Source organism: Brachybacterium squillarum M-6-3, from assembly GCF_000225825.1.
Lineage (GTDB): Bacteria > Actinomycetota > Actinomycetes > Actinomycetales > Dermabacteraceae > Brachybacterium > Brachybacterium squillarum.
This window is the reverse complement of the sequence record NZ_AGBX01000001.1, coordinates 593,758-613,843: the sequence shown is the minus strand read 5'-3', so window position 1 is coordinate 613,843 and position 20,086 is coordinate 593,758. Positions and strand designations below refer to the sequence as shown.

General features: G+C 72.1%; 14 protein-coding genes and 2 pseudogenes. 12 read left to right on the top strand and 4 right to left on the bottom strand.

The features are described from left to right. The first annotated feature begins 165 nt into the window (after window positions 1-165). From OM98_RS02805 to OM98_RS02795, 3 genes are read left to right on the top strand one after another with little or no spacing between them, the layout of a single operon-like run. Window positions 166-1,239, top strand: coding sequence for an efflux RND transporter periplasmic adaptor subunit (locus tag OM98_RS02805; RefSeq protein WP_010533052.1), 1,074 nt, complete (start codon window positions 166-168; stop codon window positions 1,237-1,239). Next, complete coding sequence (locus OM98_RS02800) at window positions 1,236-2,060, top strand: ATP-binding cassette domain-containing protein (protein ID WP_010533051.1); 825 nt, start codon at window positions 1,236-1,238, stop codon at window positions 2,058-2,060. Before OM98_RS02805 ends, OM98_RS02800 begins: the two co-directional genes overlap by 4 nt. Then, on the top strand, window positions 2,057-3,268 hold the full coding sequence (locus tag OM98_RS02795) for an ABC transporter permease (RefSeq protein WP_010533050.1): 1,212 nt from the start codon (window positions 2,057-2,059) through the stop codon (window positions 3,266-3,268). Before OM98_RS02800 ends, OM98_RS02795 begins: the two co-directional genes overlap by 4 nt. Window positions 3,269-3,516: 248 nt before the next feature. On the opposite strand, the pseudogene OM98_RS02790 reads toward OM98_RS02795, so the two are convergent. The 3 genes and pseudogenes from OM98_RS02790 to OM98_RS02780 all read right to left on the bottom strand — a co-directional run. Next, window positions 3,517-4,989 (bottom strand): annotated as a pseudogene (locus tag OM98_RS02790) (sugar porter family MFS transporter); the annotation flags it as partial. Window positions 4,990-4,996: 7 nt separating this feature from the next. Beyond that, a complete protein-coding gene (locus OM98_RS02785) occupies window positions 4,997-6,163 on the bottom strand; it encodes a Gfo/Idh/MocA family protein (RefSeq protein ID WP_010533048.1) in 1,167 nt (388 codons plus the stop codon). A gap of 27 nt (window positions 6,164-6,190) precedes the next feature. Next, window positions 6,191-7,144, bottom strand: a complete 954-nt coding sequence (locus OM98_RS02780) for a sugar phosphate isomerase/epimerase family protein (RefSeq protein ID WP_029362651.1) — start codon at window positions 7,142-7,144, stop codon at window positions 6,191-6,193. Window positions 7,145-7,246: 102 nt separating this feature from the next. On the opposite strand from OM98_RS02780, the gene OM98_RS02775 reads away from it, so the two are divergent. The 3 genes and pseudogenes from OM98_RS02775 to OM98_RS16455 all read left to right on the top strand — a co-directional run. Then, window positions 7,247-8,251, top strand: a complete 1,005-nt coding sequence (locus tag OM98_RS02775) for a LacI family DNA-binding transcriptional regulator (protein ID WP_245528703.1) — start codon at window positions 7,247-7,249, stop codon at window positions 8,249-8,251. 327 nt (window positions 8,252-8,578) lie between these two features. Further along, window positions 8,579-8,827, top strand: coding sequence for a zinc-binding alcohol dehydrogenase family protein (locus OM98_RS14670; RefSeq protein ID WP_010533045.1), 249 nt, complete (start codon window positions 8,579-8,581; stop codon window positions 8,825-8,827). A gap of 31 nt (window positions 8,828-8,858) precedes the next feature. Beyond that, window positions 8,859-9,002 (top strand): annotated as a pseudogene (locus OM98_RS16455) (hypothetical protein); the annotation flags it as partial. A gap of 707 nt (window positions 9,003-9,709) precedes the next feature. Here OM98_RS16455 and OM98_RS02765 read toward each other — a convergent pair. Continuing rightward, a complete protein-coding gene (locus tag OM98_RS02765; protein ID WP_010533043.1) occupies window positions 9,710-10,660 on the bottom strand; it encodes an aldo/keto reductase in 951 nt (316 codons plus the stop codon). Window positions 10,661-11,103: 443 nt separating this feature from the next. Between OM98_RS02765 and OM98_RS02760 the strand changes: the two genes are divergently transcribed. The 6 genes from OM98_RS02760 (at window position 11,104) to OM98_RS02735 (ending at window position 20,072) form a co-directional block, all read left to right on the top strand. Continuing rightward, entirely contained in the window at window positions 11,104-12,741 is a 1,638-nt protein-coding gene (locus tag OM98_RS02760) for an ABC transporter substrate-binding protein (protein WP_010533042.1), read from the top strand. Window positions 12,742-12,788: 47 nt separating this feature from the next. Further along, entirely contained in the window at window positions 12,789-13,871 is a 1,083-nt protein-coding gene (locus tag OM98_RS02755) for an ABC transporter permease (RefSeq protein WP_029362650.1), read from the top strand. A 1-nt stretch (window position 13,872) separates the two neighbouring features. After that, window positions 13,873-14,883, top strand: coding sequence for an ABC transporter permease (locus OM98_RS02750; protein WP_010533040.1), 1,011 nt, complete (start codon window positions 13,873-13,875; stop codon window positions 14,881-14,883). Then, complete coding sequence (locus tag OM98_RS02745; RefSeq protein ID WP_010533039.1) at window positions 14,880-16,589, top strand: ABC transporter ATP-binding protein; 1,710 nt, start codon at window positions 14,880-14,882, stop codon at window positions 16,587-16,589. Before OM98_RS02750 ends, OM98_RS02745 begins: the two co-directional genes overlap by 4 nt. 302 nt (window positions 16,590-16,891) lie before the next feature. Further along, window positions 16,892-19,033 carry a glucose PTS transporter subunit IIA gene (locus OM98_RS02740; RefSeq protein WP_010533038.1) on the top strand — a complete coding sequence of 714 codons (2,142 nt, stop codon included), beginning with the start codon at window positions 16,892-16,894 and terminating at the stop codon, window positions 19,031-19,033. Window positions 19,034-19,193: 160 nt separating this feature from the next. After that, entirely contained in the window at window positions 19,194-20,072 is an 879-nt protein-coding gene (locus OM98_RS02735) for a PRD domain-containing protein (protein WP_010533037.1), read from the top strand. Window positions 20,073-20,086 lie beyond the last annotated feature (14 nt).

Below are 20,086 nucleotides of genomic sequence, written 5' to 3'. Positions count from 1 at the left end.
CTTAGACCTTCGTCGGCGACATCAGACCTGGGGTGGATGGTCGGGCGTTTCGGGCGACCTAGGATCAGTCCCGGGCCAGGGTGTGACCTGGCCCACCGTCCGTGGTCGCAGGGGGCCACGGACCCGCGCGCCGACCTTCCCCGGAGGCGCCGTCGAAGGAGCACCGTGAACATCATCCGCCGATACGTCTTCCCCATCCTCTGGCTGGCGATCTTCGCCGTCATCGCCCTCGCCCTGGGCCGCATGGCCTTCTTCTCGAACAGCGACGCCGCCGCCGAGGAGGGCGATGACGGGGCCGTGCCCGTCGCCGAGGTCGAGGAGTACACCACCGTCGCCGTCACCCCCGGCGACATCACCTCCGTCCTCGAGCTGGACGGCACCGTCCAGGCCGACGAGGGCGAGTCGATCCTCGCCAACCACGAGGGCGAGATCAACAAGATCTGGGTCTCCGAGGGCGACCGCATCGAGGAGGGCGCCCGCGTGCTCCAAGTGCGCGTCGAGCAGGAGCCCGAGGCCGCTGCGGCCGAGGTCGACGAGAACGGCGAGCCCGTCGCCTCCGAGGAGGACGAGGAGCCCGAGTACCGCTACTACACCCTCGAGGCGAAGGACTCCGGCACCGTCGAGGACCTCAGCGTGATGGAGGGACAGACCCTCTCCGTGGGCGACGAGGTCGGCTCGCTCAGCCCCGGCACCTACGCCATCGTCGCCGACCTCACCCCCGAGCAGCAGCTCTCCCTGCTGGACGTCGAGTCCGAGGCCACCGCCGTGCTGCCCACCGCCGAGGACCCCATCACCTGCGAGGACACCACGATCGACGAGCAGGCCGGGGACACCGGCGGCTCCTCCTCGTCCGCCGCCACCGGCGAGGTGGACCCCGAGACCGGTGAAGCCGTCGGCGGCGGCGGCACCGGATCTTCCTCCGCCCAGCTGCGCTGCCCGATCCCTGCCGACGTCGACATCGTCCCCGGCCTCACCGTGGACGTGAGCATCGATCTCGGCTCCAAGACCGACGTGCTCACCCTGCCCACCACCGCCGTGGAGGGTGAGTTGAACGACGGCGGCGTGTACGTGCTGGACGAGGAGACCGGCGAGCCCGTCCGCCAGGACGTCACTCTCGGCCTGCGCGGCGATGGGCTGGTCGAGATCACCGGCGGGCTCGACGAGGGCGCCCAGGTGCTCGAGTACGTCCCCGGCGTGGACTCCGAGGAGGAGGAGCAGTACGGGGAGGAGGTCTGGTGACCGCGCCGGCCCCCCTGCTCGAACTGCGGGACGTGCGCCGCTCCGTGCGCCTGCCCAGCCGCGAGCAGCTGCACATCCTGCGCGGCGTCGACCTCACCGTCGACCGCGGCGAGCACGTCGCGATCCTCGGCCGCTCCGGCTCCGGCAAGACCACCCTGCTGAACCTGCTGGGTCTCATCGACCGGCCCACCTCCGGGCAGCTGCTGTTCGAGGGCACCGACCCGGCGCGTCTCTCCGACCGGCGCCGCGCCCGCATGCGGGGTCGCTCCATCGGCTTCGTGTTCCAGCAGTTCAACCTGCTCGACGGCCGCACCGCCCTGGAGAACGTGATGATGCCGCTGATGTACGGCACCGCCGGGCAGTTCTGGCGACGCGAGTCCCTGGCGATGGAGATGCTGGAACGGGTCGGCCTGGCCGACCGCGCGCAGCAGAAGCCCTCCCGGCTCTCCGGCGGCGAGCAGCAGCGTGTGGCCGTGGCCCGCGCCCTGGTCCGCCGGCCCCGGCTGATCCTGGCCGACGAGCCCACCGGCGCCCTCGACGTCACCACCGGTGAGGCCGTGATGGGTCTGCTCGACGAGATCGCCCGCGACTCCGAGGCGGCACTGGTGACCATCACCCACGACCTGCAGGTCGCCGCACTGTCCCGGCGCTCCTACCTGCTGGACGACGGGACCCTGCACGACGTCGAGTCCGCGCACGCCCGGGAGGCGCTGCTGGCCACCAGCGGCATCCGCTCCGGGCGCCGCGCCGTCGCCGGGGGAGGGGTCGCGCTCGAGGAGCCGCCCACCGAGCGTCTCGAGACCCCGGAGGTGACGTCATGACCGGCCTCATCGCCTCCGTCGTGGAAGCCTTCGGGGAGCTGCGCGTCCACAAGGGCCGGATCATGCTGTCCCTGTTCGGCGTCGCCGTCAGCGTCTTCACCCTCACCGGGGTGCTCGGCGCCGGCGGGATGCTCTCCAGCGCGCTGGAGCAGTCCATCGAGACCTTCGGGGGCCGCGAGACGGTGCTGTCGGTGACCCAGATATCGGGTGGGGAGGACGCCACCCCCGCCGATCGGGACGAGACCGTGCTGCAGGAGACCGACCGGCTCGGCATCGAGCAGCGCTCCCGCTACCTGATGCTCAGTGGGCGCTTCCAGACCTCCGCCGGGGTGCAGACCAGCTCGATGTACGCCGTCGACCCGGCCTACGCCGACATGTACCGGCTGCGGCCCGAGCAGGGACGCTGGTTCGCCGATTCCGACGCCCACCGCCTCGCCCCCGCCGTCGTCATCAGCCACGACCTCTGGGAGCAGGCCGGTCGGCCCGCCGTCGGCACCGGCACCATCACCCTGTACGACGGGGACAGCGTCGAATCGGCGCAGGCCCTGGTGGTCGGGGTGCTGCCCGCCTCCTACACCGCCGCCACCGGGGAGGAGAACGTCATGTTCACCCCGGCCTCCTCCGCCGATGAGCTGCCGGGGGTGGACGACGCCGCGCTCACCTCGACGGAGTACCGGCTGTGGGTGCCGCCGGAGCAGGCCGACGCGGTCACCGAGCGGCTCCAGGACACGCTCGCCGACACCCCCGTGGGCACCTTCGACACCTACAGCATGGGCTACTCGATGGAGGACACCGGCTTCGGGATGCTGCGCAACGCCGTGGTCGCCGTGGCCGTGGCCGTGCTGCTGCTCGGTGCGCTGGGACTGGTGAACATCTCCTTGGTCACCGTGCGCTACCGGGTGCGGGAGATCGGTATCCGCCGCTCCTACGGCGCCACCGGCGGGCGGATCTTCCTCGGTGTGCTCATGGAGTCCGTGGTCGCGACCGCTGTGGCCGGGGTCGTCGGGGTCGCCGGGGCGGTCGCGCTGGTGCGGGCCCCTTTCACCCAGGACGCGTTCCGCTCCATGGGTCTGGTGGACGTGCCGGCCTTCCCGCTGTCCGCGGTGCTGATCGGTCTCGGCGCGGCCATCGCCGTCGGCATCCTCGCCGGCGCCCTGCCCGCGCTGATCGCCACCCGCATCGCGGTGATCGACGCGATCCGCACCTGAGCGCGTCCCCTCCCTGTTCGCAGTTTTCGACGATCCCTGCCACCAGGCGGCAGGAATCGTCGAATTCTTGGGCAGGGCAGGGCAGGGCAGGGCAGGGCAGGGCAGGGCAGGGCAGGGCAGGGCCGGGCAGGGTCCGGGCAGCACGGGGGCGGGCCTCGCCCGACGCGAAGCCCGCCCCCGGGTGCCGCCCGACGCGGCACCCCCGTCCTCCGGGGCCGCCCGCCCGACGCGGTGCGGCCCCGGACGTGTCATTGCCGGATGATGTAGATCTCGCCCGTGGAGACGTCCTCCTCGATGTCCTCGAGGGTCTTGCCACGGGTCTCCGGCAGGTTCTTCAGCATCACCAGGAACGCCACCAGGTTGAACAAGGCGAGCATGAAGAACGCCCCGGTCAGCCCGATGCCGTCCACCACCGAGGGGAAGAACAGGCCCAGCAGCGCGTTCGTGATCCACATGCAGAACACGGCGATGCCGATGCCGAGGCCGCGCATGTGCAGCGGGAAGATCTCCGAGAGCATCACCCAGGTGGCGACGTTCAGGAAGGTTTGCATCGAGCCGACGAACAGCACCACCAGCGCGAGGATCACGAAGGGTCGGGCCCCGCTGCCCTCCGGCAGGGCGACGGAGGCGAGCCCGATCAGCACGTGCCAGACGGTGATCAGGGCGTAGCCGGTGAGGAACATCGTGCGCCGGTTGACCCGGTCCATCAGGTAGAGCGAGACGATCGAGCCGATCACCCCGATCAGGCCGGGGGCGACGTTCGCGACCAGGGCGGCGTTCGCGGCGAAGCCGGCCTCGCTGAGCACGGTCTGGCCGTAGTAGATGATCGTGTTGATGCCGGTGAGCTGCTGGAACACGGCCACGGCGATGCCGACCAGCAGGATCCGCCGGAGCCATTTGTTGGCCAGGACCGAGCGCAGCCCGGTCTGCATCTGCTGCTCCTCCTCGTCGGCGACGTCCTCGATCTGGGCGATCTCGGCCTCGGCGCGGTCGGCGGAGCGCACCGTGCGCAGCACCGTCAGGGCCTCGTCACGTTGACCCTTGTCCACCAGCCAGCGCGGGGACTCCGGCATCCGCAGCATGCCGATGAACAGGGCGATCGCCGGGATCGCGCACACGGCGAGCATGTACCGCCACACCCCGGGGACGTGGCCCCAGACGTTGCCGATGATCGCGTTCACCGCGAAGGCGGCCAGCGCACCGACGGCGATCATCACCTCGTTGCGGCCGGCGAGGGAGCCGCGCACCTCGAAGGGGGCGAGCTCGGCGAGGTAGACCGGCACCACGGTGGAGGCGCCGCCCACGGCCAGGCCGAGGATCGAGCGGCCGATCACCATCACCCCGAAGGACGGCGCGACCACGCAGATGGCGGTGCCGACCAGGAAGGTCAGCGACAGCATCAGGATGGTGGAGCGGCGGCCGCGCGCGTCGGAGAGCCGACCGCCCAGGAACGCGCCGACGGCGGCACCGAACAGCAGGGAGGAGGTGACCACGCCCTCGGTGAGCGGGGTCAGGCCCAGCTCCTCGGTCATGGGCAGCAGGGCGCCGTTGATGACGCCGGTGTCGTAGCCGAACAGCAGGCCGCCGATGGTCGCGATGAAGGCGACGATCGTGAGACGGCGACGGTGCGGCCCAGGGGTCAGGGGTGGCAGCACGCGGGAGGAGCGGGCGGAGGCGGAATGAGCGGACATGGGGCGACTCCTTCGTCGGGGTCCCGAGGGGTGGGGCTCAGTCCACCGGGGCGGCGGTGCCGCTGCGGTGGACCGTGAGGGCGGCGCCGACCACGCGCATCATGGCGGTGGCGGCGGCGAAGTCGGTGTCCATGGCGGTCCCGGCGCCGACGCAGCGCAGGAACTCCTGGATCTCGGCGGTGAAGGCCTCGGCGTAGCCGGTGCCGACGCCACCGCCGGGCATCGCGGCGACGTCCCGGAAGTAGGGGTGGGCGGGGCCGGTGGTGACGGTGCGGGGGCCGTTGTAGGGGGCGTCGGTCAGCCCGGCCTCGAAGAGGGTGAACTCGCCGGGCCGCAGGGAGTCGAAGGTGGCGTGGCCGCGGTCGCCGAAGACGTGCACGCCCAGGGAGTTCGGCACGCCGTGGGCGATGCGGGAGAGCTCGATCTGTCCGGCCGCCCCGTTCTCGAAGCCGACGGTGAGCAGGGCGATGTCGTCGTTGTCGACGGGGCCGGTCTCGGTGGAGGTGGAGGCGCCGTGGCCGATGGCTCCGGCGGCCGGCTTCGGGCGCTCGGTGATGACGGTGCGCAGGGTGGTGCTGTCCACCGTGGTGATCGGCCCCGCCACGAACTGCACGGCGTCGATGGCGTGGGAGCCGATGTCCAGCAGGGCCCCGCCGCCGGACTGCTCCTGCGAGTACCGCCAGGAGAGGGCGCCCGCGGGGTCGGCGGCGTAGTCGGCCCGGTACCAGCCCTTCACCGTGTGCACGGTGCCGAGGCGGCCCTCGGCGACAGCGGCGGCGAGGGCGGCGAGCGCCGGGAGGCGGCGGAAGGAGAAGCCGACGCCGGTGACGGCGGGGGAGGCCTCGGCGAGGGCCTGCAGGGAGGCGGACTCCTCGGCGGTGCGGCCGATGGGCTTCTCGGCGAAGACGTGCTTGCCGGAGGCGATCACGGCGGGCAGCACCTCGGCGTGCAGGAAGTTCGGCAGGGCCACGCTGATGGCGTCGATGTCGTCCCGGGCCAGCAGGGCGTCGATGTCGTCGGTGGCGTGGGCGAAGCCGTAGCGGTCGGCCACGGACTGCGCGAGCGGCAGGTTCGGGTCGGCGATCGTGTCCAGCACGACGGGCAGGGAGGAGCTGACGGCCATGGAGGCCGTGCGGTAGCCGAAGGCGTGGGCCTGGCCGGCCATGCCGGCTCCGATCACGGCGACGCGGACGGGGGTGGTCACGGGTGTTCTCCTTCGAACGGTGGGTGGTCAGCGGAAGCGGACGTCGGCGCCGCAGCCGACGATGTGTTCGTGGGTGCGGCGGGCGATGCGGAGGGGCTCGGAGAGGTCGGCGAGGGGGTACATGTCCTGCTCGACGATCGCGAACAGGCCGGGGTGGGCGCGGGCAGCGAGCTCGAGGATCGGGGCGTAGCCGGGCACGCCGTGCGGGGGCTCGACCATCACGCCCTGGCGGACGGCCTCGGCGAAGGGCACGTCGTTCTTCAGCACGTCGGCCAGGAGGTCCGGCTCGACCTGCTTGAGGTGGAGGTAACCGACGCGTTCGGGGTGCTCGCGGATCAGGCGCTCGCTGTCGGCCTGGTAGTAGGCCAGGTGGCCGGCGTCCAGGCAGAGGTTCACGGCGGCCGGGTCGGTGTCCTCGAGGAAGCGCACCACCTCGCGGTAGCTGCCGACGGGGCTCTCCGCGTGGGAATGGAACTGCAGGGAGAGGTCGAACTCCTCGCGCAGGCGGCGGCCGATCTCGTCGTGGCCGATCGTGAAGCGCGCCCACGCCTCGCGGTCGAAGGAGCGTGGGCCCTGCACGGCGCCGGAGGGGTCGCGCTCCCACAGTGCGGGGATGGCGATCACGTGCCGCCCGCCGAGGGCGCGGACCAGGCGGGAGACGTCGGCGACCTCCGCCCACACCTCCTCGAGGCTGCCCTCGCGCTGCAGCGGGGCGAAGGCGGTCCCGGCGCTGAGGGCGAGGTCGTGGGCGGCGAACTGCTCGCGGAGGCGGTCGGCGTCGGTGCCCAGGTAGCCGTAGGGGCCCAGCTCGGTCCAGTGGAAGCCGGCCTCGGCGACCTCCCGCAGGTACTGCTCGGGAGAGGGCTGCGCGGCATCGACGGGGTTCCAGACGCCCCAGGAGTCCGGGGCGATCCCGACGCGCGGGGCGGCGGACGTGGTCGGCGCGGTGGTGTCGGGCGCAGCGGGCTGCGATGCGGTCATCGGGGGCATGAGGCGTCCTTGCGTCGGGGCCGATGGCGGATCTAGAGCGCTCTAGATCTCATGTCCGGACAATCTAGAGCGCTCCAGATGTAGGGTCAAGGGGTGTCGACGAATCCGCAGGGACCCCGGGTCACGATGCTCGACGTCGCCCGCGCCGCCGGGGTGTCCCGTGCGCTGGTCTCCCTCGCCTATCGCGACGCCCACGGGGTCAGCCCCCGCACCCGCGAACGCATCCTCGCCCGCGGTGAGGAGCTGGGCTACGTCCCCGATCGCATGGCGGCCAGCCTTGCCTCCCGGGGCGTCGGCAGCGTCGGCGTGCACCTGCAGGACCTGCACAACGACGTCTTCGCGCTGATCCACGACGGGATCCGCGCCGTGATGGAGCACAGCGGACGCGACCTCGTCCTCTCCGTCGGGGACCTCGAGGGGGCCCGTGACCTCGCCTCCCTGCGCGCTCTCCAGGGAGCCCGGGTCGGCACCGTCATCGCCGCAGGCCTGCTGTTGCCCGACGCCGAGCTGCGCGCCTTCGCCGCGAGGACACCGGTGGTCAGCGTGGCGCGGGCCGTCGAGGGAGTCGACAGCGTCTGCACCGACAACGCCCTTGGCGCGCGCCTCGCCACCGAGCATCTTCTCGCCCTCGGCCACCGCCGGCTGGTCTTCCTGGCGAACCCGCCCTCCGACGGTTACCTCGACCGGCGGCGCGGCTTCGAGGCGGCGGTCGCGGGCGCCGGGCTCAGCCCCCGCACCGTCGGCATCGGCTACGACCGCGACGGTGCGGCCGCGGCGACGGCCCGGCTGCTAGACGGCGAGGATCCGCCCACCGCAGTCTTCGCCCACAACGACCGGGCGGCCCTCGGCGTGCTCGACGTCGCCGTGGACCGCGGGCTGGTGCCGGGCCGGGACCTCTCCGTCGTCGGATATGACAACAGCTCCCCGGGCCGGGCTCCGGGCACCGCGCTGACCACCGTGGACCTGCGCGCCGAGGAGCTCGGCCGTGTGGCCGCACGGATCGCCGGGGACCGCATGGAGCATCCGGAGGTGCCGGTGATGCAGGAGGTGTTGGAGCCGCGACTGGTGGTGCGGGGGACCGCCGGGCCGCCCGCCTGACCGCCGACGCGAGGGGTGCCCTGGGCAGGGACTCCCGGACGGACGGTGCGGTCCCTGGCGTCGTGGGGGAACGACGTCGCGAACCCGGGAGCGACCGGGCAACCCGGAGCACCATGAGCACCACCGAGCCGACCATCCCGATTCCCGAGACCATGCGCGCCCTGCCGCTGGGCCGCGGTCCCTCATGGGCGCTGGACGAGGTGGCAGTTCCCGCGCCCGGAGCCGGCGAGGTCCTGGTCCGGGTGCGAGGAGCCGTCATCAACAACGCCGACGTCGCCGTGCTCGCCGCCGCCGACCCCCGGACAGGGAGGCAGCGGCGAGGAGTCCGTGCCGGGCTACGAGTTCGCCCGCGAGGTCGTCGCCCTCGTCCAGGGCTTCGTTCGCGGGCAGGCCGGTGACCTGGTGATGGGCTCCCCCTCCGGGGCCTTCGCCGAGTACTGCACCGTCGCCGAGGCGGACGTCATCGCGGTGCCCGCCGGGATCGAGCCCGAGAGCGCCGCGGCCCTGCCCACCGGACTGCTCACCGAGCAGGCTCCCTGCGCCGAGGCGGCTTCGAGGCCGGCCAGTCGGTGCTGATCACCGGCGCCTCCACCGCACCGCGATCGGCGTGATCGGGGTGCAGATTGCGAAGGCCCTGGGCGCCTCGCAGGTTGTCGGCACCACCCGCAGCGACGACACGCGCGAGCTGCTGTCGGCCGGCGCTGACGACGTCGAGGTGGGCGAGGGATCCGACCTCACCGACCCCGTGCTCGCGCTGACCGATGGTGAGGGCGTGGACCTCGTGCTCGACCGAGCCGCTGACCCGCACGGTGTCCAGGGCCGTATCGGTGCACACATTGGTCCTGGACGAGCCGGGGGCTTCTGCGGACGCGATGTACGCCGCAGTGAGCTCCTCGAGGTGATCACGTTCGGCGGGGGAGATCAGGAACTCCACGTCGTAGATCGGGGGCACGTCCGCGGGCACCCGGTAGGAGACGGTCACCGTGCGCCCCTCGACCTGCACGGTCTCCTCGCCGAAGACCCCCTCCAGCGTGAAGTTCGGCTGGGTCACCGTGATGGCATCGCCCGGCTCCAGCTGCGGGCGGGCCAGGCCGCAGCCGACCAGCACCAGCGTGAGCAGGACCGCCCCGAACCGGGACACGGCGTGGCGGGTGCGGCACAGTGGAGGCGACGAGGAATCGGGGCGGGGCATGACGGCCTCCCGGGTCGGCGGGACGCCCCGGGGGAGGGGCTCCCGTCGACGATACGAGCGACCGCCCCGCACCGGAATGGGGACCGCTCCCCGGAGGACGGGAGCGGCCGAGCCCTGCCCCGGCGGGCCCCGCCGCACCACGGGTTTTCGACGATCCGTGCCACCAGATGGCACGGATCGGCGACGTTCTGGGCTCGCGCAAGGGCGGGGCGGAGAACAGCCGGGGCAGAGGCAGGATGGGCCGGGCTGCGCCGCGCCTCGCGGGATCAGGCGAAGGGGGCGGAGGCGCCGTCCAGCAGCGCCACCTCGTCCTCGGTGAGGTCCAGCTCGGTGGCGGCCAGCAGGGCGGGCAGCTGCGCGGGCCGCGAGGCCGAGGCGATCGGGGCGGTGACGCCCTTCGCGAGCAGCCAGGCCAGGGCCACGCTGGTCGGCTCGGACCCGTGGGCGTTGGCCACCACGTCCAGGGCGTCGATCACGGCCAGTGCCTCGTCGCCGAAGCGGTCCGCCGTCATCCCCTCCCGGGCGGTGCCCGCCAGGTCCTCCCGGCTGCGGTACTTGCCGGTCAGCAGGCCCGAGGCGAGCGCGAAGTACGGGAACACGGCCAGGTCGAACTCGCGCGCCAGCGGGGCGTAGTCCTGCTCCACCTCGGCGCGGTGCAGCAGGTTGTACTGCGGCTGGATCGCCACCGGCAGGGTGAGGTCCAGCTCGCGGGCCGTCTCCAGCCACTCGCGCATCCGGGCGGGGGAGTAGTTCGACAGCGCCATGTGCCGCACCCGGCCCGAGGCGACCAGCTCGTGCGCCGTGCGGACCTGATCGGCGATCGCGACGTTCTCGTCGTCGAAGTGGAAGTAGTACAGGTCGACGTGGTCGGTCCGCAGCCGCTGCAGCGACTCGGTGAGCGCCGCCTCGACGTTCTCGGCGGACAGGCCCTGCCGGTCCGGCTTGGTGGAGACCTTGGTGGCGATCACCATCCGGTCGCGGACGCCGCGCTCGGCCATCCACTCGCCGATGGTCGCCTCGGACTCGCCGCCGGAGTTGCCGGGCGCCCATGCCGAGTAGCCGTCGGCGGTGTCCACGAAGGTGCCGCCGGCGGCCAGGAAGTCGTCCAGGACGGCGAAGGAGGTCTCCCGGTCGGAGGTCCAGCCGAAGGTGTTGCCGCCGAGGTTCAGCGGCAGGACCTCGAGCTCGGTGCGGGGGATGCGGACGGTGCGGGACACGGGGTCTCCTTCGGACGGGCGGGGTGGCCGGGAGGACCGGCCGGTGGGTCGACCAGGGCAACGCGCGAGCCCTCCCCGCTATTCCCGCGACGCGGTCGTGCCGCACTGCCCTCGCTGGTCACGGGCCTCTCCGGGCGGATGGGACGAAGCGGGAGGAGGCCGCGATACCGGTGGCCGGTGATGTCACGAAACGGCAACGGCGCCGCCCGTTCGGTCGTCCCGGACCCGGCGGGATCGACCCGATGCTAGGTTTCGACACCACGGTGCGCCCTGCGATCCAGGTCACGTCCGGTGCGGTCCCGAGCAGGTCGCCCCGTCGCGGCCCGGACCCCGGAGCACCCGCGGGCCCTCCTCGCCGCCCACCCCGGCGGACCGGTCCCGCCCCTGACGACGTCGTCGCTCGGCGACCTCACGACCGCTGGACCATCCCTGGGAGGACCCCCATGTTCGATGCCGCCCTCACCCCCCGCCGCCGCACGGTGCTGCTGTCCCTCGCCGGGGCGCCCGTCCTGCTGACCGCCTGCGCGCAGACCACCGGCGGCGGCAGCGGCGGAGGCGGCGGGGGTGACGGCACCCTCACCATCGGCACCACCGACAAGGTCACCGCGCTGGACCCGGCCGCCGCCTACGACAACGGCTCCTTCGCCGTGTGGACCCAGGTCTACGGCCACCTGATGAACACCGAGATCGGCTCCGAGGACGGTGTCCCCCAGCCCGACCTCGCCGCCTCCGCCGAGTTCACCAGCCCCACCGTCTACACGGTGACGCTCAAGGAGAACCTCACCTTCGCCAACGGCAACGAGCTGACCAGCGAGGACGTCAAGCACTCCTTCGACCGGCAGCTCGCCATCGCCGACCCCAACGGCCCCTCCAGCCTGCTGGCGAATCTCGAGTCCGTCGAGGTGGTCGACGAGCTCACCGTCGAGTTCCACCTCATCGAGGGCGACGACCAGACCTTCCCCTACGTGCTGTGCAGCCCCGCCGGTCCCATCGTCGACGCCGACGTGTTCCCCGCCGACGCCGTGCTCTCCGACGACGAGATCGTGGAGGGCACCCCCTTCTCCGGTCCCTACTCGATCACCAGCTGGTCCCTGAACGAGCTCGTCGCCCTCGAAGCCTTCGAGAACTACCAGGGCATCTACGGCGCCCCTGAGTCCACCTCGGCCTCGCTGTCGTACTACTCCGACCAGAACAACATGAAGCTCGACGTGCAGCAGGGCAACATCGACGTCGCCTACCGCTCGCTCTCGCCGACCGACATCGCCGACCTGCAGGAGGACGACGCGGTCGAGGTGCACGAGGGCCCCGGCGGCGAGATCCGCTACATCGTCTTCAACTTCGCCACCAACCCCTACGGCACCGACACCGAGGAGGCCGACGAGGCCAAGGCCCGGGCGGTCCGCCAGGCCGTCGCGGACCTCATCGACCGCCAGGCCATCGCCACCTCCGTCTACAACGACACCTACACCCCGCTGTACTCGTACATCCCCGAGGGCCTGCCCGGCTCCGGCACCCAGTTCCAGGACATGTACGGCGACGGCTCCGGCGGCCCCGACCCGGACCGCGCCCGCGGCCGCCTCGAGGACGCCGAGGTCGAGATCCCGGTGCAGCTCAGCCTGCAGTACAACCCCGACCACTACGGCAGCTCCTCCGGCGACGAGTACGCCGCGGTGAAGGAGCAGCTCGAGGCCGACGGCCTGTTCGAGGTCGACCTGCAGTCCACCGAGTGGGTGCAGTACTCCGAGGACCGCGTCGCCGACGTCTACCCGGCCTACCAGCTGGGCTGGTTCCCCGACTACTCGGACGCCGACAACTACCTGGCGCCCTTCTTCATCAAGGACAACTTCCTGGCCAACCACTACGACAACGCCTCGGTGCAGGAGCTCATCGCCTCTCAGCGCAGCGAGACCGACACCGCCGCCCGCGAGCAGATGTTCGTGGACATCCAGGACCTGGTCGCCGAGGACGTCTCGACCCTGCCGCTGCTGCAGGGCTCGCAGATCGCCGTCTCCACCACGGGTGTCGAGGGCATCACCCTGGACTCCTCCTTCAAGCTGCGCCTCGGTTCGATCTCGAAGTGAGCCCGGACCGCAGCAGCGGGCCCGACCCCGAGGGGGCGACCACCCAGGTGGCCGCCCCCTCGGGCGAGGACGCCCCGAGCACCCCTGCCCGGCGGGAGAAGCGCACCGGCGGCGGCCTCGGTCGCTACATCCTGGTGCGCTTCCTGCTGATCATCCCCACCGTCTTCATCCTGATGACGGTGGTGTTCTTCCTGATGCGCATCACCGGCGACCCGATCACCGCGGCCCTCGGCGGGCGCCTCACCCCCGACCAGCTCGCCGAGCGCCGCGCCGAGGCCGGCTACGACCGGCCGCTGTTCATCCAGTACCTCGACTACCTCGGCGGGGTGCTGCGCGGCGACTTCGGCACCACCTACTCGGACCGCCAGCCCGTCAGCCGGATCCTGCTGGAGTACGGCGGCGCGACCGCCGAGCTGGTGCTGTACGGCGTGATCGTGGCGCTGCTGATCGGCGTGCCGCTGGGCATGATCGCCGCCCGGGTGCGCGACCGCTGGGGCGACCTCGCCCTGCGGGTGTTCGCGATCCTCGGCTACGCCACCCCGGTGTTCTTCGTGGGCCTGCTGCTCAAGCTCGTCTTCTCCGTGGGCCTGGGCTGGCTGCCGGTCGCCGGACGCATCTCGACCCGCGGCGAGCTGACGATGGGCACGATCCTGAACCCCTCGCCGTTCTACCTGCTGGACGCGCTGCGCCTGGGCGACCTGAGCCTGCTGTGGGACGTGCTCAGCCACGCCATCCTGCCGGCCATCGCCCTGGGCCTGCTCACCGGCGGCATCTTCCTGCGCCTGGTGCGGACCAACATGATCGGCACCCTGGAGATGCCCTACGTCGACTCGGCCCGCTCCCGCGGCGTCGCCGAGGGCCGGCTCACCACCCGGCACGCCCTGCGCCCCGCGCTGATCCCCATCATCACCGTGATGGGCATGCAGATCGCGATGATGCTGGGCGGGGCCGTGCTCACCGAGACCACCTTCGAGTGGAACGGCCTGGGCTTCATGCTCGCCGAGTACATGGCCGCCCGCGACTACGTGGCCGTGCAGGGCATCGTCATGATGCTCGCCGTGATCGTGGCCGTCTCGAATTTCGTGGTCGACGTGATCGCCGCGCTCATCGACCCCCGTGTGAGGTACTGACATGACCGCCTCCCCCGACACCCCCACCGCGGCCGGAACCCCGGAGCGCCGCGAGCCCCGCTGGCACCGCCTGCCCGTCGTCTCCCACCTGCGCCGCAGCGTCGGCCTGCAGCGCGGGATGCTGGTGGCCGGCCTGGTGCTGGTGGCGCTGCTGCTGCTCACCGCCCTGCTGGCCCCGCTGCTCGCGCCCTACGGCTACGCCCAGTCCGGCGCCGACGGTGTCCGCTTCGGCACCCAGCAGCCGCCCTCGGCCGCCCACCCCTTCGGCACCACCGTCGCCGGCTACGACGTGCTCTCCCGGGTCATCTGGGGCACCCGCACCGCCGTCGCCGTGATGGTCTGCGCGGTCGTCGCCTCCCTGTTCCTCGGCGTGCTGCTGGGCCTGGTCTCCGGGTACCTGGGCGGCTGGGTCGACCGGATCCTGGTGATGCTGGCCGACGCGATCTACGCCTTCCCCTCCCTGCTGCTGGCCATCGTCATGTCCATCGTGATCTCCGGCGGGCAGTCCAACGCCTGGGGCGGCATCCTCGCCGCGGCCATCTCGATCACCGTGGTGTTCGTGCCGCAGTACTTCCGGGTGATCCGCGCCGAGGTGGTGCGGCTGAAGGCCGAGCCCTTCGTCGAGGCCGCCACCGTGATCGGCACCGGGCACCGGCGGGTGATGGGCACGCACCTGCTGCGCAACGCCACCCGCACCCTGCCGCTGATCTTCACCCTGAACTGCTCCGAGGCGATCCTGACGCTCGCGGCGCTGGGCTTCCTCGGCTTCGGCATCGAGCCCAGCAGCGCCGCCGAGTGGGGCTACGACCTCAACCGCGCGATGGCCGACGCGACCAGCGGCATCTGGTGGACCGGCATGTTCCCGGGCCTGGCCATCGTCCTCTCCGTGCTGGGCGTGACCCTGGTCGGGGAGTCCCTGAACGACCTCAACGACCCGCGCCTGCGCACGCGGCGCCGCCCCCGTCGGCGTCGCCGCGGCGAGGCCGAGACCCCTCGGACGGTGAACGCATGAGCGCCCCCAGCCCCGCGATCGACCCGGGTCCGGCGGAGCCGCGGCTGCGGATCGAGGACCTCGACGTCCGCTTCGCCACCGACGGCGGGCAGGTCCACGCCGTCGACGGGGTCAGCCTCACCGTCGAGCCGGGCGAGATCCTCGCCGTGGTCGGCGAGTCCGGCTCCGGCAAGTCCGTGACCGCCCGCAGCGTGCTCGGCCTGCTGCCGGAGACGGCCGAGGCCTCCGGCTCGATCCTGGTCACCGGCACCGACGTGGTCGGGCTCAGCGGGAAGCGGCTGCGCACCCTGCGCGGCGAGGACGTGTCGATGGTGTTCCAGGAGCCCTCCAGCGCCCTGAACCCCGTCTTCCCGATCTGGTGGCAGATGGGGGAGGGGCTGCGTGCCCACGACCCGAAGATCACCAAGAAGCAGATCCGGGCGAAGGCGATCGAGGCGCTCACCGCCGTCGGCATCCCCGACCCGGCCGAGCGCATCGACCGCTACCCGCACGAGTTCTCCGGCGGACAGAAGCAGCGCATCATGATCGCGATGGCGCTGGCCCTGGGCGCCGAGCTGATCGTGGCCGACGAGCCCACCACCGCGCTGGACGTCACCGTGCAGGCCGAGATCCTGGCGCTGCTGCGGGACATCCGCGACCGCTTCGGCACCTCGATCATCCTGATCACCCACAACATGGGCGTGGTCGCGGACCTCGCCGACACCGTCGCCGTGATGCGCTCCGGGAAGGTCATCGAGCGGGCGCCCGTGCGCGAGCTGTTCGCCTCCCCGCAGCAGGAGTACACCCGGGAGCTGCTGGCCGCCGTGCCGCACCTGGGCCGCCGCAGCGCCTGGAGCACGCTGGAGCCGGCGCAGCAGCAGGCGCTCGAGGTCGCCGCGCCGGTGGTCGAGGCGCAGGGCTTGGTCATCGAGTACCCGGGCCGGCTGGGCCGCCCCGCCTTCCGTGCCGTGAAGGGCGTGGACCTCTCGATCCGCGCCGGCGAGGTGTACGGCCTGGTGGGGGAGTCCGGCTCCGGCAAGACGACCATCGGCCGCGCCATCGCCGGGCTGGAGCGCACCGCGGGCGGCAGCCTGCGGGTGCTCGGCACCGAGATGCGCGGGGTCAAGGAGCGCGACGTCAAGCCCCTGCGCCGCCGCATCGGCTTCGTGTTCCAGGACCCGGCCACCTCCTTCAACCCGCACCTGACCATCGGCGAGTGCATCGCCGAGCCGCTCGTGGTGCACGCGCGGGACCTCTCGGCGCGGGAGCGCACCGCGAAGGTCGAGGAGCTGCTGGAAGCCGTGGAGCTGCCGGGCGCCTACCGCGGACGCTACCCGCACGAGCTCTCCGGCGGGCAGCGGCAGCGGGTCTCCCTGGCCCGCGCCCTGGTGCTCGGCCCGGAGCTGCTGATCGCGGACGAGCCGACCAGCGCGCTGGACGTGTCCGTGCAGGCCACGGTGCTGGACCTGTTCCGCCGCCTGCAGGAGGAGCTGGGCTTCGCCGCGCTGTTCATCAGCCACGACCTCGCGGTGGTGGACACCCTCGCCCACCGCATCGGGGTGCTGCTGCGCGGCGAGCTGGTGGAGAGCGGGCACGGTCCCGAGGTGCTGCAGGACCCGCAGCACCCCTACACCCGCCGCCTCATCGCCTCCCTGCCGGTGCCCGACCCCGTCGAGCAGGCCCGCCGCCGCGAGGCCTACGCGGAGCAGTTCGGCGCCCGCGACTGACCGGCGCCCCTCCGGCCCGGGCCGGAGGGGCGTTCGTCCCGGTGCCGCCGGGCGCAGGGCCTGCTATGGTCCTCACCGAACATCCTTTTCCCGGACTGTTCACAGGATTGTCATTCGCTGCGGAGCGGATGGGGGCCGGAATGCCCCCGCCCACCCCGTGCAGGTGAAGCAAGACCTGGGCCGCGCCTCGCGCTGTCCAGGTCTTTTTCACGTCCGGGCCCGGGCGGACCCCGTCCCGGTGCCGCAGCCCCGTCCCACCCGCCCCATCCACCCCACCCACCAGAAGGATGCGAGGACGCATCATGAGCACCCCCTCCTCCGGGAACGACCAGATCGCCGAGGACATCGTCCGCGGCGTCGGCGGACCCGAGAACATCGAGAGCCTCACCCACTGCGCCACCCGCCTGCGCTTCCAGCTGCACGACGGCGACCAGGTCGACCGTGCCTCCCTGGACGCCCTGCCCGGCGTGATGGGCACCGTCCCCCAGTCCGGCGACCGCTTCCAGGTGGTCATCGGCGGCGCCGTCGCCGGCGTCTACTCGCAGATCACCAACCTGCCCTCCATGAGCGGCGCCGCCGCCCCGAAGGCGAAGTCCGACGCGGACGTCAAGGCCGAGATCCGCTCCAAGAGCCGCGGCAAGTTCGCCTGGCTGGATAGCTTCTTCGAGTACCTCTCGGACTCCTTCCGCCCGCTGCTGGGCGTGCTGCTGGGCGCCTCGCTGATCGTCGCCATCGTCTCGATGCTCGAGGCCTTCGGCTACGTCGACACCCGCGCCGCCGACAAGAGCGCCACCTGGGTCTTCGTCGACGCCATGTACCGCTCGGTGCTGTACTTCCTGCCGCTGATGGTGGCCTACAACGCCGCCAAGAAGCTGCAGATCGACCCCTGGCTCGGGACCACCGTGATGGCCGCGATCATGACGCCGAACTTCCTCTCGCTGGTCAACGACGGGGAGGCGATCCCGGGCGTCACCTGCACCACCAACGACACCCTCGGCACCGAGCAGTGCGTCGCCCAGGTCTTCGGGCTGCCCATGCAGCTGGCCGACTACGGCGGCCAGGTGTTCGTGCCGCTGGTGATGGTGGCGCTGCTGGCCCTGGTCTACAAGGGGCTGCAGAAGATCTTCCCGGAGAACGTGCAGCTCGTCTTCGTGCCGTTCTTCAGCATGATCATCATGATCCCGATCACCGCCTTCCTCATCGGCCCCATCGGCATCTGGGCCGGCAACGGCCTCGGCGCGGGCCTGGCCTGGCTGAACGGCAACGCCCCCATCGTCTTCGCGATCATCATCCCGCTGGTCTACCCCTTCCTGGTGCCGCTGGGCCTGCACTGGCCGCTGAACGCGCTCATGCTGCAGAACATCAACTCCCTGGGCTACGACTTCATCCAGGGCCCCATGGGCGCCTGGAACTTCGCCGCCTTCGGCGCCACCGCCGGCGTGCTGCTGCTGACCTTCCGCCACCGCGAGAAGGTCATGCGCCAGACCGCCACCGGCGCCCTCGCCGCGGGCCTGTTCGGCGGCATCTCCGAGCCCTCCCTCTACGGCATCCACCTGCGCTTCAAGCGCATCTACCCGCGCATGCTGGTCGGCTGCCTCGTGGGCGGCGTGATCATCGGCGTGCTGGGTGGCGTGGACGCCAGCACCTTCGCCTTCACCTCGCTGCTGACCATCCCGATCTTCGACCCGATCCCGACCTACGTCATCGCGATCACTGCCGCGTTCTTCGTGTCGATGGCCGCCGTGTACTTCTCGGACTACATGACCCCGGAGCAGCGCGCCGAGGCCAACGCCCAGCGTGACGCCGAGGAGGCCGCCGAGGCCGCCGCCACCGCCCCCGCCGAGGTGCGGGAGCCGGCCATGTCCGGTGCCGCCGTCGGCGGCGGTGCCGCGGCCGCGGGCGCCGCCTCGGGTGGTGCCGCCTCCGGTGGTGCTGCCGAGCCCGCCCCCGCGGGCGGAGAGGCCGCGGCTGCCGCCGCGGCGGACACCCCCGGCATCGAGATCTCCGCCCCCGTGGCCGGCACGGTCCTGGACCTCTCCGACTGCGGCGACCCGGCCTTCGCGGCCCGCGCGCTCGGCGAGGGCGTGGCCATCGAGCCGGCCGACGGGCGGATCGTCGCCCCCGTCGACGGCACCCTGGTCACCGTCACCGACACGGGTCACGCCTTCGGCATCGCCGGTCCCGGCGGCGTCGAGCTGCTGATCCACGTCGGCATCGACACCGTGCAGATGCAGGGCGAGGGCTTCGACGTACAGGTCGCCGCCAACCAGCAGGTCACGAAGGGCGACCTGCTGGCGAACGTGGACCTCGACGCGATCCGCGCCGCCGGGCACCCCACCGTCACCCTGCTCACGGTGATCAACACGGCGAACTTCTCCGCCGTGGAGCCGCAGACCGGCAAGGACGTCGCCGCCGGCGAGACCGCGGTGATCGTCCGGCCGTGACCTGCCGCGACATCGAAAACGCCGCACCCCGGGCAGCCTCGGCCGCCCGGGGTGCGGTGCGTCGCGGGACGGCCCGGGGGACCGATGGCATCGCCACGGGGACCCCCGGCACGGAACAATGGCCGCGGGGTCGCGTGCGGGCGGCCACGGGAGGAGCGACATGAGCGAGCCGGACACCAGCACCATGCGGGTGCTGCGCGTGCTCAACAACAACGTCGTCATCTCCCGCGACCCGCAGGACCAGGAGGTCATCCTCACCGGCCGCGGCATCGGCTTCCGCGCCCAGCCCGGCCAGAAGGTCGACCCCGAGAAGGTGGTGCGGGTGTTCGTGCCCGCCGACGGCCGCGACCCCGACCACCTCGCCGAGGCCTTCGCGATGATCGACCAGGAGGTGCTGCGCGCCGTCGTGATCGCGCTGCGCTCCACCGGCATCGAGGGCAGCGACTCCACCCGCCCCACCCTCGCCATCGCGGTCGCCGACCACGTCTCCGGCGCCCTGGAACGGCAGCGGCGCGGGCAGAGCGTCGAGTACCCGCTGCGGGCCGAGGTGGAGACGCTGTACGCCACCGAGTACCAGCAGGCGGAGCGGCTGCTGGTGGCGCTGAACGAGCACATCGACCCCAAGCTGGGGTCCGCCGAGGCCACGGCGCTCGCACTGCACCTGGTCAACGCCGGGTTCTCCGCCGGGGACCTCTCCTTCACCTACACCATGACCGGCGTGATCCAGCAGATGCTCGCGGTGGTGGGGGAGCGGCACGGCCTGGACGTCTCCCCGCGCTCGATGAGCGCCGCCCGCTTCATCACGCACGTGCGCTACATGTTCGTGCGCATCCAGCAGCACCGGCAGCTGGCCGGGCAGGAGTCCACGATCGGCCGCAGCATCCGGGAGACCTACCCCGAGGCCGCGCAGACCGCGGGGGCGCTGTCCACCGTGGTGCAGCTGCGCCTCGGCGCCGGGCTCTCCCCGGACGAGGTCTCCTACCTGGCGCTCCACGTGGCCCGCATGACGATGGACGCCGAGGCCGAGCGCGGCGCCTGAGCCGACGCGCAGCA

Bases quoted from the DNA above. Each gene is read 5' to 3' on its own strand.
- OM98_RS02795 (WP_010533050.1), top strand. From the start codon at position 2,057: ATGACCGGCCTCATCGCCTCCGTCGTGGAAGCCTTCGGGGAGCTGCGC.
- OM98_RS02780 (WP_029362651.1), bottom strand. From the start codon at position 7,144: ATGACCGCATCGCAGCCCGCTGCGCCCGACACCACCGCGCCGACCACG.
- OM98_RS02760 (WP_010533042.1), top strand. From the start codon at position 11,104: ATGTTCGATGCCGCCCTCACCCCCCGCCGCCGCACGGTGCTGCTGTCC.
- OM98_RS02750 (WP_010533040.1), top strand. From the start codon at position 13,873: ATGACCGCCTCCCCCGACACCCCCACCGCGGCCGGAACCCCGGAGCGC.
- OM98_RS02745 (WP_010533039.1), top strand. From the start codon at position 14,880: ATGAGCGCCCCCAGCCCCGCGATCGACCCGGGTCCGGCGGAGCCGCGG.
- OM98_RS02740 (WP_010533038.1), top strand. From the start codon at position 16,892: ATGAGCACCCCCTCCTCCGGGAACGACCAGATCGCCGAGGACATCGTC.
- OM98_RS02735 (WP_010533037.1), top strand. From the start codon at position 19,194: ATGAGCGAGCCGGACACCAGCACCATGCGGGTGCTGCGCGTGCTCAAC.